This is a genomic window from Lyngbya sp. CCY1209 (assembly GCF_055795065.1).
The window spans coordinates 1-13,970 of record NZ_JAYFER010000353.1 but is presented as its reverse complement, the minus strand read 5'-3'; the positions used below and the strand labels follow the sequence as shown (position 1 = coordinate 13,970).

Genomic DNA, 13,970 nt, shown 5'->3' with positions numbered 1-13,970 from the left:
TCCAACAAGCGCTGGTTGCACTTCTTCATGCTGTTCGTCCCCGTGACGGGCCTGTGGATGTGTTCCATCGGCGTCGTCGGTCTGGCCGTGAACCTGCGGGCTTATGACTTCGTGTCGCAAGAACTGCGGGCCGCAGAAGACCCCGAGTTTGAAACTTTCTATACCAAGAACATTCTGCTCAACGAAGGGATTCGCGCCTGGATGGCCCCGGCCGATCAACCCCACCAAAACTTTGTCTTCCCCGAGGAAGTTCTGCCTCGCGGTAACGCCCTGTAATTAGGGATATCCGAGATAATAAACTTGACCCCCGATCCGGTCGGATTGGGGGTTTTCGTTTGGGGAGATACAGTCCGATCCCCCTAAATCCCCCTTGAAAAGGGCGACTTTCGTCAATAGTAGGGTGCGTTCCCCCACTACACCTGGGAACTTCACCGATGGATGAGTGGGAACGCACCGACAGGCGGGTTTCAGAATCGAATTACAAGTTTAATAAAACGGTTCTGATGGTTTCAATGCGATCGCGGTTGACTCCCAAATCCGACTCCCCGAGTCGAGAAGCCGATCGCACCTGAATCACTCCCGCTTCCTCATCCAGGTAGAATTCCACATCATCCACAAATCCCATGATCGCGGACGTGAATTCGGCGTCGATATAATGGTCGTCCGCCGTCACAATTGTGGCGTTGTCCATGTTCTCCAAGACGCCTTCGATCTGTGTCAAGGCTTCCTCACCCGAAGCCGAATAGGTGAAGGGTTCGATATAGTGGGCGGCATCCCGGCTTTCGCTGGAGACGCAGTTGGGGGAGTCGGGACAGTCCGACAGATGGCCGTCGTGAACGCCCAAGTTATCGGGCCGCTGTCCCGAGAAGGAAAACAGACTCGCCATCACCGTCGGATGGGTGGGTCCGGCCAGCGCGGCCGTTTCGCCCCCAAAATATCCGACGAGTCCGAGAAGCAGTGCGGCGGCGATCGGGATTAATTTTTTTTTCAAGAATCTCAGGGGTGAAATCCGCATGGTTAAGTCTCCAGTTGACGCGATATCGACAATCCACCCGATTTTAACATCGACGTCCTCCCCGACTATGATTCGGCGATCGAAAACCTACAGACTTACCGTTGAACTTCTATAAGATCAATTTACTCGGGCGGTTGATCTAGTTCTTTTAGTTGTCGGTCAAGTTCACTGATAAAGACTTCAACCTTAAAAATTAAGTCATCAACCATCCTGTCATCTAGAATGATCTCATCCCCCTCTTTATTTTTTCCGTTCCTATGAACTAAATCGTGTCTGATTAAGATGGCTTTTTGAATTTCAGAAAAGTTGGGAAATTTAATCTTCAGCGTTGCCTCATACATCTTGCTGACTTTTGGTAAATTGTGATAAATGACTTCTAGCATTGCCTTCTTTGCGATTTCCGGTACTTTGTCGGCGAAATCAGGAAGTTCGTTCATTCCGACCTTCCTATCTTTGAAGTCTTTAAACGAAATGAAGAAAGATTTTAAATACACTTCATTTGACAAAACCGTGTTTATAAACGCATCTGCAAGGTAAGTTTCAAGACAGGCTATTATACCCACATAAATCTGCTTCCTAAGCGTTTTCTTGGCTTTGGTATCCGGAACACTGAGTTTGAGCAATATTTTCAAGCTTTTTATTCCATCTTTGAATGTGCTATAATAATCGGTATTAGATAAGATTGCATCTAAATGAGCATTTTCTATATCATCTTTTTCTATTTCATCTGATTGCCAAGACTGTCTCCAACTTCCCGTTCTTTTAACTAAGCCAAACAATCCCAGTCTATCTGTATATAAATGAGGCGCGATTTCATCGGTCAAAAACTGCTTCCAATATTGTAAGCGAACGTGAGTCAACAAATCTGAATCTATACTCGAAAAATTATCAATATTCCCCCACTCCAGGAATTTTTTGTACACTGGAAGAACGGGATAAAACCAGGGCTGAATTTCGTGGTCAGTCAAGCATTTCATAAACTTATCACCGTATGCACCACCTGTACCCGATCTGTTAATGTTAATTCCGTTTTCGTGAATAAAGCCTGTGACTTGACCGATAGTTCCCGGTTCACGAAATAAAGCGATCGCTGCATTCACATGGGCGCTAGTAATGTTATTGGGTCTTGGTTCTTCCCCTGAATATTCAAAGCCGTCTTCAGGACAAACAACAATAACAGCGAGTAACTGTTTTCTGAATCGATTGATTGCATCTATGATGATGTCGATACCATAGGAAATACCCGGATCGCATACTGGAATTAAATTAATCTGCATACTAACCACCTATACAATACAAAGCAAACCTAGAGATCGTCCGGATCGATCGCCCATCTTCGCGGTTGAGCAGAGGCGCGATCGCGTTCCTCCATTCCGAGCGATCGAATTTCCACCCTTCCTCGATACCTGTCAATCAATGCAAACTTTTGGCATCGGTTTTTCTGGAGAGGTACTTGGGTCCCGGATTCAAAACTGGCCGTTTCGATTTCTCTTCTCGTTCCCGAAGTGCCATGACAATCCGTTTGAGATCGTAACCATAAAAATCCGAATGTTGTTCGCGATACTTTCGCACTTCCTCAACAATTGGATCGTCAATCATCAGATTTACCTCCCAGTTCTTCAGGTGAACATAATTGGGGACATACATATCCACTGGACTCAACAACCTCAACAATTAAGCGTTTTGTTTCGGCATTATTTATGTGCTTAAAATTCCAGGTCAACAGGTAATCTACGCCTTGAGTTGCAGCTATGGCAATATGTAAGGCATCCTCTACACTCTTCTGGGGAAGCGCATTGTATTGTATCAACTTTTCAGCCAATGTAGTTGCAGCATCTGAGATAGACAGGCTTGGAATGTCAACAATTATAGAGGCTCGACGCTCCGCAGCAATAGCATCTCCACCGCCAATTTCTTCTTCAACAAGTGCTGATATCCTCAGTTCAAAGCGTTGTCTTTGGTTCTCCCACCAATCATGAGAAATTGCTTGACGAGCTGCAACAATAACATCTCGGCTAGGTCGTGATGCCAAATAGCTAATCACCGATGTTTCAATATAGACAACGGGCTTCATAAAACAGCAGAAAAATACTGTTCACTGCAATACCTAAACAGCCCAAAGCCTTTCACTGTGGGATAATTAGTGTATCGGCTAGAGGACTCCGACTCTAAATGTGAAATATTATATCACACCCACAGCCCCATCAACCTGCTTCGACCCAGAACTCATTCTGTTTGATCGCCCATTCCCGCAGTTGAGCAAAAGCGCGATCGCACACTATTATACCCCAACTTCATCTTACAGACAGCGCGATCGCGGGCAATCATTTTTGCGACAGAGCCGCCAACACCAACTGCTCAAAATGTTCTGCTTGGGTGCAGACTTGCTTAACCTGCGTCCATCGATCGGTAATGAGATGAGCCTTATCTTGATATGCTCTTTTGGTTTTCTTGATGCGCCGCTTTTTAGGTAGAAGCTTGAGTTGCGATTCTAGGGTGCGGTTGCACTCAGCGTTGGCGAGTAGGGGGTCAGTTGCGGACAGCACGGCAGCGGCTAACCAGGTTCCTGAAGACTGTGCAGGTAGGCAGAAGAGAGTGCGATCGCAGGATTGAACTTGTCCCAACCAGCTTTCGATCGCCCGCAGCAGTTCATCCACTGTATCGGATATTGGAGGGCAGGGTCGTGTACAGGGGAGGTTGCCCCAGAAGTTTTCTTCCGCCCAAGTTTCGACTGATTCTCCGCAATTAGGATATTGCTGATGTGCGACATCGACATCCACATGAATGATGATGAGATCGAAACCGACCAGGGTGGGATCGTCCATCAAAAAGCCACGATGTCGCCGATGCGCTTGATCGCACCATTTCAGTACCCCACACCAACCCGTCCCCAACTTTGGCTGAGTCGGTTCGGGTTGCAATTGCGTCATGACAAAAGGATCGGGTAACACTGCTTTAAGAGCCGCTTCAATCACCACCAAATCTGTCGGCCCTTCGGCGACCAAGGCAATGCGTAACTCAGACATTGGGGACTGCTCCGAGATGCCCCATCAGCCACAAACGAGACAGGGGATATTGCCGATTGAGTTCAATTAGGTCATCGGTTAAAGTCAGACGACGCATGACGGTTTGACCATTACTATTGCGCTCCACGGCAAACAGACGCACCTTGGGATCGGATAAATTCAAGCCATCCAGGGCGGCGGGGTTGTGGGCAGTAAATAACAGTTGTCGGTCTGGAGTATCGTGAGACAGCCAATCGGCCAACCGAGAGACGATCGCTTTCAGTAGGCGCGGATTCAGAGTTTGATCCAAATTGTCAATGGCGAACATTCGGGGGGCATTGGGCAACAGGCAGAGCAATGCCGTAAAGAGTACATAAAGTGCGCCTTCGCTGGCATCGTAAGCCGTTAGTTCGTTGCGACTTTTCTGCATGAAGCGATCGCTGAATTTCAGGAGTAAGTGAGTGCGCGGCACTTGGGGAGAGAGTAAGTTGGCTCCGTGGTCAGTTGTCTGGATATCTGCCACCCAATCGATCAACTCAAACACTTGCTCTAAAATGTCTTCATCTTCTTCGTTTCCATCCTCTAGATACCTGCGTAAGGCAGCAAACCCTTCGGCCAGTTGTCCGCCGCCGAGGCCGATGGGTGTCCGAGATTGTTGGTCTGGAACGATCCCGCGCAAGGTGGGGGTATTGGGGCAATAAATCGCAAATTCTTGGAGGCGTCGCATCAATCGGGCGGCGGGGTTGTCGGGTTCTAAATCGACAATTTGCAAAGCGGCGAGACCCGCCTTAGAGTTGAGGTTTTTGCGATGGCGGACTCCATCGGAAACGATTTCGGTTTTGCCATCACTTAAAAATTCTGTTTTGTAAGACCAGGCCGGTTCCGGAGAATCGAGGGGATTCAGCAACGAAACCCGATATTCCGCGTTTGTTTCAGTTTTGACCCCGATGGCAATGTGGACGGGGGTGCGATCGGAAATAAAGGAGCTTTTATAGAGTCGGGGTAAACCGGCCCGAACGCCACGACGCAAGAGACTTTCGTCATCCACAGTGCCATTAGCCGCCGCCCCCAATACTCCCAGGGCTTCAAGAAAATTGCTTTTGCCGACCCCGTTAGCCCCGATGAAACAGTTGACTCTTCCGAGTTCAATCTTGGCGGAGTAGATGGACTTAAAGCCCCGAATTTCAACTTCGCGGATCATCGCCATATTGACAGGCTCCTATCTAGAGAGCGATGGGATCGATCGCGGGCCGGATAGCCCGACACCACCATTGTATCGGGGGCTTGGTACGGAGCCGGAGGCCCGGTCGCTTCCCCGGGATGCCAGAGCCCATCTCCGGCGACGAAGGCGACCCGATCGCTTCCCCTAGGGTGTCAATTATTCGATAAGATAAGACAGCATAGACCTCAGTGAACCGGAACCGGAGATCATGGCCAAAACCGTTGCCGATGTGATGACCCCCAACCCCCTCGTTATCGATCCCGACGCCCCCCTCAAGGATGCGATCGCCCTGTTGGCCCGGGAGCGGATCGGGGGACTGCCCGTCGTCGATCGCGGCGGCAAGCTGGTGGGCTTCATCTCCGAAACCGATATCATCTGGCAGGAGAGCGGCGTCACCCCCCCGGCTTATATCACGATCCTCGACAGCGTGATTTACCTGGAAAATCCGGCCCGCTACGAGAAGGAACTCCACAAAGCCCTCGGCCAGACCGTCGGCGAAGTGATGAGCAAAGGACCCATCGTCACCATCGCCCCCGATCGCACCATTTCCGAAGCCGCGCGGCTGATGAACCAGAAGCGAGTCCACCGGCTTCCCGTCCTCGACGAATCCAAAACCATGATCGGCATTTTGACCTGCGGGGACATCATCCGGGTGATGGCGACGAGTCCCGAGGATGAGGATTGACCCCGCGATCGCCATGATTCGACAGTTTGAATCAATCCTGTCGGTTCGATCCCCTACCCTAATAAGATGGGAATAATCCAAAATCGAACCGGGTTCGCCCTCGGCATCCCGGCGATCGCGGATTTCAACCGACAGCAAATTGTTCAACTGTTCAACCTAAATTTATGACCATTACTCCGGAGTCCATTCAGCAACAACTGAGTTCGGAGGACCTCGGCGATCGCCTGCGGGCGGTCAATCAGATCCGCGAACTCGACCAAAGTACCGGCTTTGAACTGATCCAGACGGCGATCCGGGACCGAGATACCCGCGTCCGGTACGCCGCCGTCAGCCAACTCACCAGCCTCGGAGTCCAAGATCGCGATCGCTCCCTGGAGATCTTGCGGGATTGCCTGCTCAACGACCCCGAACCCGACGTCCAAGCCGCCGCCGCCGACGCCCTGGGAGCCCTAAAACTGACGCAGGCCTTCGACGACCTGAGTCAGGTGTACCACAGAACCTCCGAATGGCTGGTGCAACTGAGCATCATCGCGGCTTTGGGGGAATTGGGAGATCCCCGGGGATTTGAACTCCTCGAAGATGCCCTCAACAATGGCAACGAACTGATCCAGACCATCGCCGTGGGGGCCCTGGGAGAACTCGGCGATCGGCGGGCCATCGCCCTTTTGATCCCCCGGGCATCCGATCCGGATTGGCAGATTCGACACCGGGTCGCCCAAGCCCTGGGGCGACTGGGGGGAGACGAAGCGGAAGCGGTCCTGGAGCAACTGGCCCGGGACGACGTGTCGCAGGTGGCCCAACAAGCCCAAGTCCCCCAAGAGTCCGACTGACCGGAGTGCGATCGGCTTTCAGTTCTCAGACGGTGCAATTTCTGGTAGCGTAAATATAACGTAGAAGCCGACAATGCTTGCATCGGCCGTTGTGTCCTGATTTGTACTCACTGAATCATTTGGTTGGGAGAAAAAAATGTTAACACTTCTATTTCAAGTCCTGTTGGCGGCTTTGGTAATCGTGTCGTTCTTGATGATCGTCGCGGTTCCCGTCGCCTACGCCTCCCCTCAAAATTGGACTCAAGCCAAACCGCTCATTTTTGTCGGTTCCGGCCTGTGGGCGGCACTGGTCATTTTGGTGGGAGTTTTGAACTACTTAGTGGTTTAATTCCCTCGGGCGTTAACCAATAACAATGGGAGGTCAGAAGATGGGGTCAATCAAACCGAACCTCAATTCTCGAACCTCCCAGAATCGTATGAAGACCGAATTTAGGATCATCTGGCATGGCAGTTTTTGAGGGAACCTTTACCCACCTCGATTCCGTAAAATTGGCGATCGTGATCGGCCGTTTCAACGACCTGATCACCACGAAATTGTTGGAAGGGTGTCAGGATTGTTTGAAACGCCACGGCGTCGATCCTGAACCCCACGGAACCCAAGTGGATTACGTCTGGGTCCCCGGTAGTTTTGAAATTCCCCTGGTCGCCCACCAATTGGCGACGAGCCGCCGCTACGATGCGATTATCTGCCTCGGCGCTGTGATTCGCGGCCAGACGCCCCATTTCGATTACGTCGCGGCGGAAGTCTCGAAGGGGATCGCGGCGTCGGCCTTTCAGACGGGCGTCCCCGTCGTGTTCGGCATTTTGACCACCGACTCGATGCAGCAAGCCTTGGAACGGGCGGGAATCAAGAGCAACAAAGGTTGGGAATACGCCATGAATGCCCTGGAGATGGCGAGTTTGATGCGGCAAATCCGCGCTCAGGGGGCGGAGAATTATCAGCATAACCCGAATGCGATCGCAGCTTCGGCGACTCCGGTTCTGTCTCCGGGAATGGGTCAGGGAGAAGGATCGAAAGTGGCGCCGGAGGAAAATCGTTGACATTCTCCCCGCGTCCCGAGGGGGTTTGAAACTGCCTCAATCACGGGAAGCGATCGCTTCGGGGGGATTTTAGATTTTCCAATCCTCAAGTTGAATATCCGCACCGCTTGGGAATCAATTCCCCAGCTAATAATCAAAATCATCGGTCGATGATTGGGGAGTTTGTACGGTTAGAAAAAACGGTATGATATTATATCAGCTCCTGATAATTAACCGCCATCGTCAGGTGTTGGGAATTGTAGGGGCGCAAGGCTTGCGCCCTGATTATTGCTATACTTCTTCGGGTCTACGTTGAAATCTGTTAGCATGACAGCAGTCTCCACCTCGGAAGAGAAAGATGAGTTACCCGCCGCCCCCCTGGAAATTGCAGGGATACGCCTTCCACACCCTCCAACCCGTGGACGTGACGCGATCGCGATCGCTCATTCCCCCCGAGGATGCTCCGGAAGTGGTGGGGACGAAAAGTGTATTCTCTCCGGCGACATAATTTCCGAGGATTGACCATGAAAATCAAACAAGCGATCGACCTCCATAAAGCTCTGACGTTCCCGTTTATTTTGGGATTGATGTTTTTCTACGACAACTTTACCATCGGCCCCTGGGTTTATCTCGCCCTGCACGGAACCTATGGCATTTTGTGGCTGTTAAAAAGCAAAATTTATCCCGATAAGCAGTGGGAAGAAGAAATCCCCATCGCGACGGGAATCGGCACTTTCTTAATCGTGGGGTTATATTGGGTGGCGCCGTTCATTCTGGTCAGCAGTCGCTCCGAACCCCCGGCTTTTTTGATCGCCATTGCGATTTCGACCAACATCTTCGGAGTCTTCCTGCATTACGTCAGCGATGCCCAAAAGTATTATACTTTAAAATATCGCCCCGGACTGATTACCGAGGGCTTTTTTGCCCGGTGTCGCAATACCAACTATTTGGGCGAAATCCTCATTTATCTGGCGTTCGCGATGTTGGTACAGCACTGGCTACCCTTTGTCATTGTGGGGGGATTTGCGATCGCCATTTTTATCCCCAATATGCTCAAAAAAGATAAGTCCCTTTCCCGCTATCCGGAATTTGAATCTTACCGCCAACGATCCGGGTTATTGATTCCCAAATTATTCGGGACGGGAAACCCTTCGGAAACGACGGCGATCGCCCAAAATTCCGACGGATAATTCCGGCTAATTTTGCCTGTCAATTTCGACGATGCCCCGCAATTTTGCAGGAGTCGGGGCATCACTCCAACTGCCGATGGGGCGATCGAACGGATTAGCCGGTCCGGTCAAAACTCCGAAATCTTCTCCTCCCCGTTCGGGGTTATCATTGGGTTCTCCCGGCGCCCAATTGGTGTAGGTGACGGGTTGTCCGCTTACCCACTCAAACTCCCCTTCCGTAGCGCGATCGCTGATTCCAATCCATAAGAAATCCACACCTTCGCCCAGAAATTGTTCCGCCAACCACTGATTTTCCGGCTCATCATTAATTGTCACCAAATGTCCCCCCGCCGCGATCGCCGCATCCCGCGCCTCTTCCCAGGATAAAATGTCGGTCAAAAAGTATCGATTTCCGGTTTCGGGATGGATGACAACTTGGGGGGGATTGGCTTGGGCGATCGCCGCGTTAAAGCCGAGGGTTGCGGTTGTGAATAATTGCGATATAAATTTCAACATAGCGTCAAAAATTATCGGGTAAGAATCCCCCCCAGCCCCCCTTAAAAAGGGGGGAGGAACTTTCTCAAAGTCCCCCTGATCAAGGGATATTTAGGGGGATATAATGGGATATTTTTCACCGATTAATTGTGGAAAAAATTATACAATAGACGGGAATTCTGATGCGAGCGGACAGCTACCTCCAATCAAGTCCTATGGAACAAATCGTTATTTTCACCCGCTACCCGGAGCCCGGCCGGACGAAAACCCGACTGATTCCGGCGTTGGGGGCCGAAGGCGCCGCCAAACTGCATCGGAAAATGGCCGATCGCGCGATCGCAACCGTCCGACAACTGTGGCAGTCCCGCCCCATTTCCGCAGAAGTCCGGTTTACGGGGGCAACCCGGGCTCAGATGACAGACTGGTGGGGGGACGATCTATCTTACAGCCCCCAGGGGACAGGAGATCTTGGCGATCGCATGAAACAAGCCGCCGCCGCCGCATTCGAGAACAATTGTACATCTGTCGTGATCATCGGCACCGACTGTCCCGCCATCACCCCCGAGCTCCTCACCGCCGCCTTCGACAAACTGGGGGAGTGCGACGTGGTTTTCGGACCGGCCACAGATGGGGGATACTATTTAATTGGGCTGTCCCGGTTAATTCCCGAACTGTTCCGGGGTATCGACTGGGGGACAGCATCGGTATTGCAACAGAGTCGGTACATTTGCCAAACCCTCAACCTCTCCGTCGCCGAGTTGGTTCCGCTGACGGATATCGATCGCCCCGAAGACTTGGAAACCCTCAATATTAATATTGAAAATGTATAAAACATGAGCGCTACGCGCTGGGGTGTGGGGTGTGCTCGGTGGGGTGTAGGGATGAGAAACTCCCTTGAAATCAGGATTTCGAGGTTTGTTCCCCTTTACGGAACTGTAAACACGCGAACGCGCACTGCTATACATCCAGAAAATCTCCCCTAAATGTCCCTTCAAAATGATGGCTTTACAATCGGTAAAAAATAAAATGAATCAAACCGAGATCAGATGGTGGCGTGTCGGAGGAATAACCGCAGTTCAAGGAGCAATTACCCTGGGTTGGGTTATTTACAATCTCTATTTGCCCGTTTTACTGGTTCAATGGGGATTTTCTCAGGAATTGGCGGGCTTACTCTTAATTATTGAAAATGCCCTGGAAGCGGTCATCGAACCCATTGCCGGGGATGCTTCCGATCGCACTCAACAATTGATGGGAACCCGTTTACCTTTTATTATCGCCGGGGTGGTTCTGGCATCGGCGTTATTTATGGCACTGCCAGCCTTGGTAATCTTAGGCAACCCGAGGGCGGCAATTCGCTGGTTACTTCCCATTCTAGCCGTGGTTTGGGCTGTGGCGATGGCGATTTTTCGCAGTCCGGTTTTGAGTTTACTGACGAAAGCTTCACCCCAAATTCAACTTCCCTTAGCCGCCAGTTGTTTGACTTTAATTCAGCAATTAATCGGTGCATTCCGTTTCACAGCCTATGGCTTAATTCTCAGTCTGGGAGCCCCTTTTGCCTTTGCGTTGGGGACGGGGGTGTTACTGGGGGCGGCGGCATTTTTGCGTTGGGTGATACCCCCCGAAACGCCGAGTCCCAACCCTTCCGGAGAAGAGCGTCAGTTTCCTTGGCGGGTGGTTCCATTTCTGATCGGGACATCAATGGGAGTGGCTTGGGGGGTGCGTTTTCTAATGCCAACCGTTGCCGCCAGTTTAAAGCCTTTTCTCGGGGAACAAACCCCTTGGGGAATGGTCGCTTTCAGTGTCGCGATCGCAATTATGGCCCTTCCCGCCGGAAAACTGGCCACTCGCCTCGGCAACCAAACCGCCATGTTGTGGGGAATTGGCGCGATCGCAATCTTAATCCAACTGTTTGCCTACTGCCCCATCTTTGTTATCCTGGGACTCGGCGCGTTATGCCTCAGTTTTGCCTTGAGCCTCGTCTTCAATGGCACCATTCCCTTCGTGCTCGATCGCGTCCCAACTCAACGGGCCGGACTCGGCATCGGTTGCTATTTCGGTGGGTTGGGAGCGGCTATGAGTTTATTTGATATTCTCATTTTGCCCCAAGACAATATAACGATCGTCGGTCGGGCCGCATTCAGCGCGATCGCTTTTATAATTGCCGGGGGATTCATTGCCCGAAGTCGGCGACTTCGCCCCCAAACGGATACCCCTTGAATGTATGGTGCCGCGTGTCGCTCCTCGGGAGTCGGGGCGGTTCGCGAACTGTTCCTACAATTCACAATCCCCCCACCTTATTTAATGTCTCAGACGATATCAATTATTATCCCCGTTCTCAATGAAGCGATCGCCCTCCCCGGGACGCTTTCCCAGTTGCAGGATGTGGAGGGAATTGAGGCGATCGTGGTGGACGGGGGGAGTGGGGATGAAACGATCGCGATCGCCGAATCTTTCGGGGTTTCGGTGCTCAGAACACCGCCGGGACGGGCCGGACAGATGAACGCCGGGGCCCAAATCGCCACAGGGGAGATCCTGCTGTTTCTCCACGGCGATACAGGGCTTCCCGAGGGGTTTGCCCGGTGGGTGCGGCAACTTCTGGCCGATCCGCAGGTGGTGGCGGGGGCCTTCGAGTTGAAAATTGCCGCGCCGATACCGGGGGTGCGGGCGATCGAGACGGGGGTGAAATGGCGATCGCGCTATTGCCAACTGCCCTACGGCGATCAGGGGATCTTTTTGAGAACCCGCACCTTTTGGGATCTCAGCGGTTTCCCCGATCTGCCCATCATGGAAGATTTCGTGCTGGCGCGACAGTTGCGGAAACGGGGACGGATCGCGATCGCACCCCTTGCCGTCGTCACCTCGGGACGGCGGTGGCAAAAATTAGGCCTTTTCCGGACTACCCTGATCAATCAGATTGTGATTCTCGGCTATTTTCTCGGCGTCCCCCCCGCCACCCTAGCCGACTGGTATCGGGCCAAAAAAAGTAAATAAATATGAAGTTTGAGCCCCATATGTGAACTTTTTTAACGCTATCCCTCAATTCTGTCGATAGCTTGCACCTCCCTGCTTAAAATATGTGCTTAACAACTGCTACAGATTTTTAAGCGCACAGGAGACAATCAGTATGCCTGAAACAATGGATCAAGGGATGGTTCAGCCTTACAATGGCGATCCCTTTGTGGGTCATTTGTCCACTCCCATCAGCGATTCTGACTTCACCCGGGCCTTCATCGGCAACCTGCCCGCCTACCGGAAGGGACTCTCCCCCATTTTGCGGGGCCTCGAAATCGGAATGGCTCACGGCTACTTTGTGGGCGGTCCCTGGGTTAAATTCGGACCCTTACGCGACAGCGCCAATGCCAACCTGGGTGGGTTAATCAACGGAATTACACTGATTCTGCTCGCCACCATCTGCCTGTCCGCTTATGGATTGGTTTCATACCAGGGCGAAAGCAAATCCGATGCCGACCCCCTGAAAACTTCCGAAGGTTGGAGTCAGTTTGCGGGTGGCTTCTTCGTTGGTGGGATGGGAGCGGCCTTTGTCGCTTACTTCTTGCTGGAAAACTTCAGCGTCGTCGATGCGATTTTCCGAGGCTTGGTCAACAACTAGATCGGCCTGCCATTCACTCTCAATTGTTGCTGATTTAACCTTAGATAGGAGACTTTAGATATGACCGGTGATTACGCTGCTTCCTTCCTGCCCTGGATTTTGATTCCTGTAGTTTGCTGGCTGATGCCCGTGGTTCTGATGGGTTTGCTGTTCATCTACATTGAAAGCGAAGCCTAGACTTTATTCAATTTCCGAAACACAAAATCCTCTACCTTCCGGTGGGGGATTTTTTGATGGATGGATCATCGTTACAGAATCCTGAAAAATTTTCCCTCGAACCCACTCCTTCCGAGCCCGATTCAGTTTTCTCCTGAACGGTTGCCACCGTCGGTGTAGTAACTGAGAGTTCAACCACCAGGGAGGAGTTCACATGGCACGTTCGAGCAACGATAAAATCCGCTACGACAGTATCCAGATGGAAGGCAACAAAATCCACATCCAGCTCGATGTCGCCTCCAACAATTCCCGGCGTCGCCAGGAGGACGATACCTCCGAAGAGTGGGGGAATATCGGATTTCTGTTCCTGTTACTCGCGTTGCTGGTCGTGTTTGTCGGCAGCTACGGCGGTCCGGGAATGTATTCTCCCTCAGATATCAACCTCCCCCAAATTTTCCCCGAGTCCAACTCGGATTTTTGATCGGGTCGGGAACGGATATAGCGCTGCGGGCTTCTGAGTCGGGAGTGGGGAGTCGGGAATCGGGAGTAGAGAATTCGACTCCTCCCGATTCCCTTTCCTCTTTTCTGATAAAAAATACCCCGATGTCACCATCGGGGTAGAGAGAGAAACCAAAACTTGAGATCGATGAGCGATCGAGGTGCAAATCGGGTGACTAATTCATGTAGTTGACTTCTCCCCGGTCTAAAGACGCGGGGATTCTTAAGCCGTCCAAAACTGAACTCTTAAAGGCATAGTCAATGT

At 51.7% G+C, this 13,970-nt stretch carries 19 protein-coding genes and 1 pseudogene; 13 read left to right on the top strand and 7 right to left on the bottom strand.

The annotated features are described in order from the left end of the window. A pseudogene (locus AC0QHF_RS10030) lies at window positions 1–276 on the top strand (photosystem II D2 protein (photosystem q(a) protein)); the annotation flags it as partial. Window positions 277–478: 202 nt separating this feature from the next. On the opposite strand, the gene AC0QHF_RS10025 reads toward AC0QHF_RS10030, so the two are convergent. From AC0QHF_RS10025 to AC0QHF_RS10000, 6 genes are all read right to left on the bottom strand, one after another. Then, window positions 479–1,015, bottom strand: a complete 537-nt coding sequence (locus AC0QHF_RS10025) for a DUF1499 domain-containing protein (RefSeq protein ID WP_324704065.1) — start codon at window positions 1,013–1,015, stop codon at window positions 479–481. A gap of 122 nt (window positions 1,016–1,137) precedes the next feature. Beyond that, on the bottom strand, window positions 1,138–2,292 hold the full coding sequence (locus AC0QHF_RS10020; RefSeq protein ID WP_324704064.1) for a HEPN domain-containing protein: 1,155 nt from the start codon (window positions 2,290–2,292) through the stop codon (window positions 1,138–1,140). 136 nt (window positions 2,293–2,428) lie between these two features. Then, window positions 2,429–2,614: a hypothetical protein gene (locus tag AC0QHF_RS10015; RefSeq protein WP_324704063.1), complete on the bottom strand. Its 186-nt coding sequence runs from the start codon at window positions 2,612–2,614 to the stop codon at window positions 2,429–2,431. Continuing rightward, the gene (locus AC0QHF_RS10010) at window positions 2,607–3,089 is read right to left on the bottom strand and encodes a type II toxin-antitoxin system VapC family toxin (protein ID WP_324704062.1); all 483 of its coding nucleotides are present in this window, start codon (window positions 3,087–3,089) and stop codon (window positions 2,607–2,609) included. Before AC0QHF_RS10010 ends, AC0QHF_RS10015 begins: the two co-directional genes overlap by 8 nt. A 250-nt stretch (window positions 3,090–3,339) precedes the next feature. Further along, the gene (locus tag AC0QHF_RS10005) at window positions 3,340–4,041 is read right to left on the bottom strand and encodes a hypothetical protein (RefSeq protein WP_324704061.1); all 702 of its coding nucleotides are present in this window, start codon (window positions 4,039–4,041) and stop codon (window positions 3,340–3,342) included. Next, window positions 4,034–5,227 carry an AAA family ATPase gene (locus AC0QHF_RS10000; RefSeq protein ID WP_324704060.1) on the bottom strand — a complete coding sequence of 398 codons (1,194 nt, stop codon included), beginning with the start codon at window positions 5,225–5,227 and terminating at the stop codon, window positions 4,034–4,036. The genes AC0QHF_RS10005 and AC0QHF_RS10000 overlap by 8 nt, the downstream gene beginning before the upstream one ends. Window positions 5,228–5,450: 223 nt before the next feature. Here AC0QHF_RS10000 and AC0QHF_RS09995 point away from each other — a divergent pair, with 223 nt between their 5' ends. From AC0QHF_RS09995 to AC0QHF_RS09970, 6 genes are all read left to right on the top strand, one after another. Next, entirely contained in the window at window positions 5,451–5,927 is a 477-nt protein-coding gene (locus AC0QHF_RS09995; RefSeq protein WP_324704059.1) for a CBS domain-containing protein, read from the top strand. Between the two features lie 164 nt (window positions 5,928–6,091). Next, the gene (nblB, locus tag AC0QHF_RS09990) at window positions 6,092–6,757 is read left to right on the top strand and encodes a phycobilisome degradation protein NblB (protein WP_324704058.1); all 666 of its coding nucleotides are present in this window, start codon (window positions 6,092–6,094) and stop codon (window positions 6,755–6,757) included. Window positions 6,758–6,893: 136 nt separating this feature from the next. Beyond that, window positions 6,894–7,085, top strand: a complete 192-nt coding sequence (gene psbZ, locus AC0QHF_RS09985; RefSeq protein ID WP_324704057.1) for a photosystem II reaction center protein PsbZ — start codon at window positions 6,894–6,896, stop codon at window positions 7,083–7,085. Window positions 7,086–7,201: 116 nt separating this feature from the next. Further along, window positions 7,202–7,798 carry a 6,7-dimethyl-8-ribityllumazine synthase gene (gene ribH / locus AC0QHF_RS09980; RefSeq protein ID WP_324704056.1) on the top strand — a complete coding sequence of 199 codons (597 nt, stop codon included), beginning with the start codon at window positions 7,202–7,204 and terminating at the stop codon, window positions 7,796–7,798. A 337-nt stretch (window positions 7,799–8,135) separates the two neighbouring features. Next, a complete protein-coding gene (locus AC0QHF_RS09975; RefSeq protein ID WP_324704055.1) occupies window positions 8,136–8,285 on the top strand; it encodes a hypothetical protein in 150 nt (49 codons plus the stop codon). 16 nt (window positions 8,286–8,301) lie between these two features. Further along, window positions 8,302–8,967 (top strand): methyltransferase family protein, encoded by a 666-nt coding sequence (locus tag AC0QHF_RS09970; protein ID WP_324704054.1) that lies wholly within the window; start codon window positions 8,302–8,304, stop codon window positions 8,965–8,967. A gap of 6 nt (window positions 8,968–8,973) precedes the next feature. On the opposite strand, the gene AC0QHF_RS09965 is transcribed toward AC0QHF_RS09970, so the two are convergent. Continuing rightward, entirely contained in the window at window positions 8,974–9,462 is a 489-nt protein-coding gene (locus AC0QHF_RS09965) for a C-type lectin domain-containing protein (RefSeq protein WP_324704053.1), read from the bottom strand. A gap of 194 nt (window positions 9,463–9,656) precedes the next feature. Here AC0QHF_RS09965 and AC0QHF_RS09960 point away from each other — a divergent pair, with 194 nt between their 5' ends. The 6 genes from AC0QHF_RS09960 (at window position 9,657) to AC0QHF_RS09935 (ending at window position 13,688) form a co-directional block, all read left to right on the top strand. Then, window positions 9,657–10,271 (top strand): TIGR04282 family arsenosugar biosynthesis glycosyltransferase, encoded by a 615-nt coding sequence (locus tag AC0QHF_RS09960; protein ID WP_324704052.1) that lies wholly within the window; start codon window positions 9,657–9,659, stop codon window positions 10,269–10,271. Window positions 10,272–10,467: 196 nt separating this feature from the next. Further along, on the top strand, window positions 10,468–11,658 hold the full coding sequence (locus AC0QHF_RS09955; RefSeq protein WP_324704051.1) for an MFS transporter: 1,191 nt from the start codon (window positions 10,468–10,470) through the stop codon (window positions 11,656–11,658). A gap of 84 nt (window positions 11,659–11,742) precedes the next feature. Next, entirely contained in the window at window positions 11,743–12,432 is a 690-nt protein-coding gene (locus AC0QHF_RS09950) for a TIGR04283 family arsenosugar biosynthesis glycosyltransferase (RefSeq protein ID WP_324704066.1), read from the top strand. Window positions 12,433–12,565: 133 nt separating this feature from the next. Then, window positions 12,566–13,051 (top strand): photosystem I reaction center protein subunit XI, encoded by a 486-nt coding sequence (locus tag AC0QHF_RS09945; RefSeq protein WP_324704050.1) that lies wholly within the window; start codon window positions 12,566–12,568, stop codon window positions 13,049–13,051. A gap of 60 nt (window positions 13,052–13,111) precedes the next feature. Next, complete coding sequence (locus AC0QHF_RS09940; RefSeq protein ID WP_324704049.1) at window positions 13,112–13,228, top strand: photosystem I reaction center subunit VIII; 117 nt, start codon at window positions 13,112–13,114, stop codon at window positions 13,226–13,228. A 193-nt stretch (window positions 13,229–13,421) separates the two neighbouring features. Continuing rightward, a complete protein-coding gene (locus AC0QHF_RS09935; RefSeq protein WP_324704048.1) occupies window positions 13,422–13,688 on the top strand; it encodes a hypothetical protein in 267 nt (88 codons plus the stop codon). Window positions 13,689–13,970: the final 282 nt, after the last annotated feature.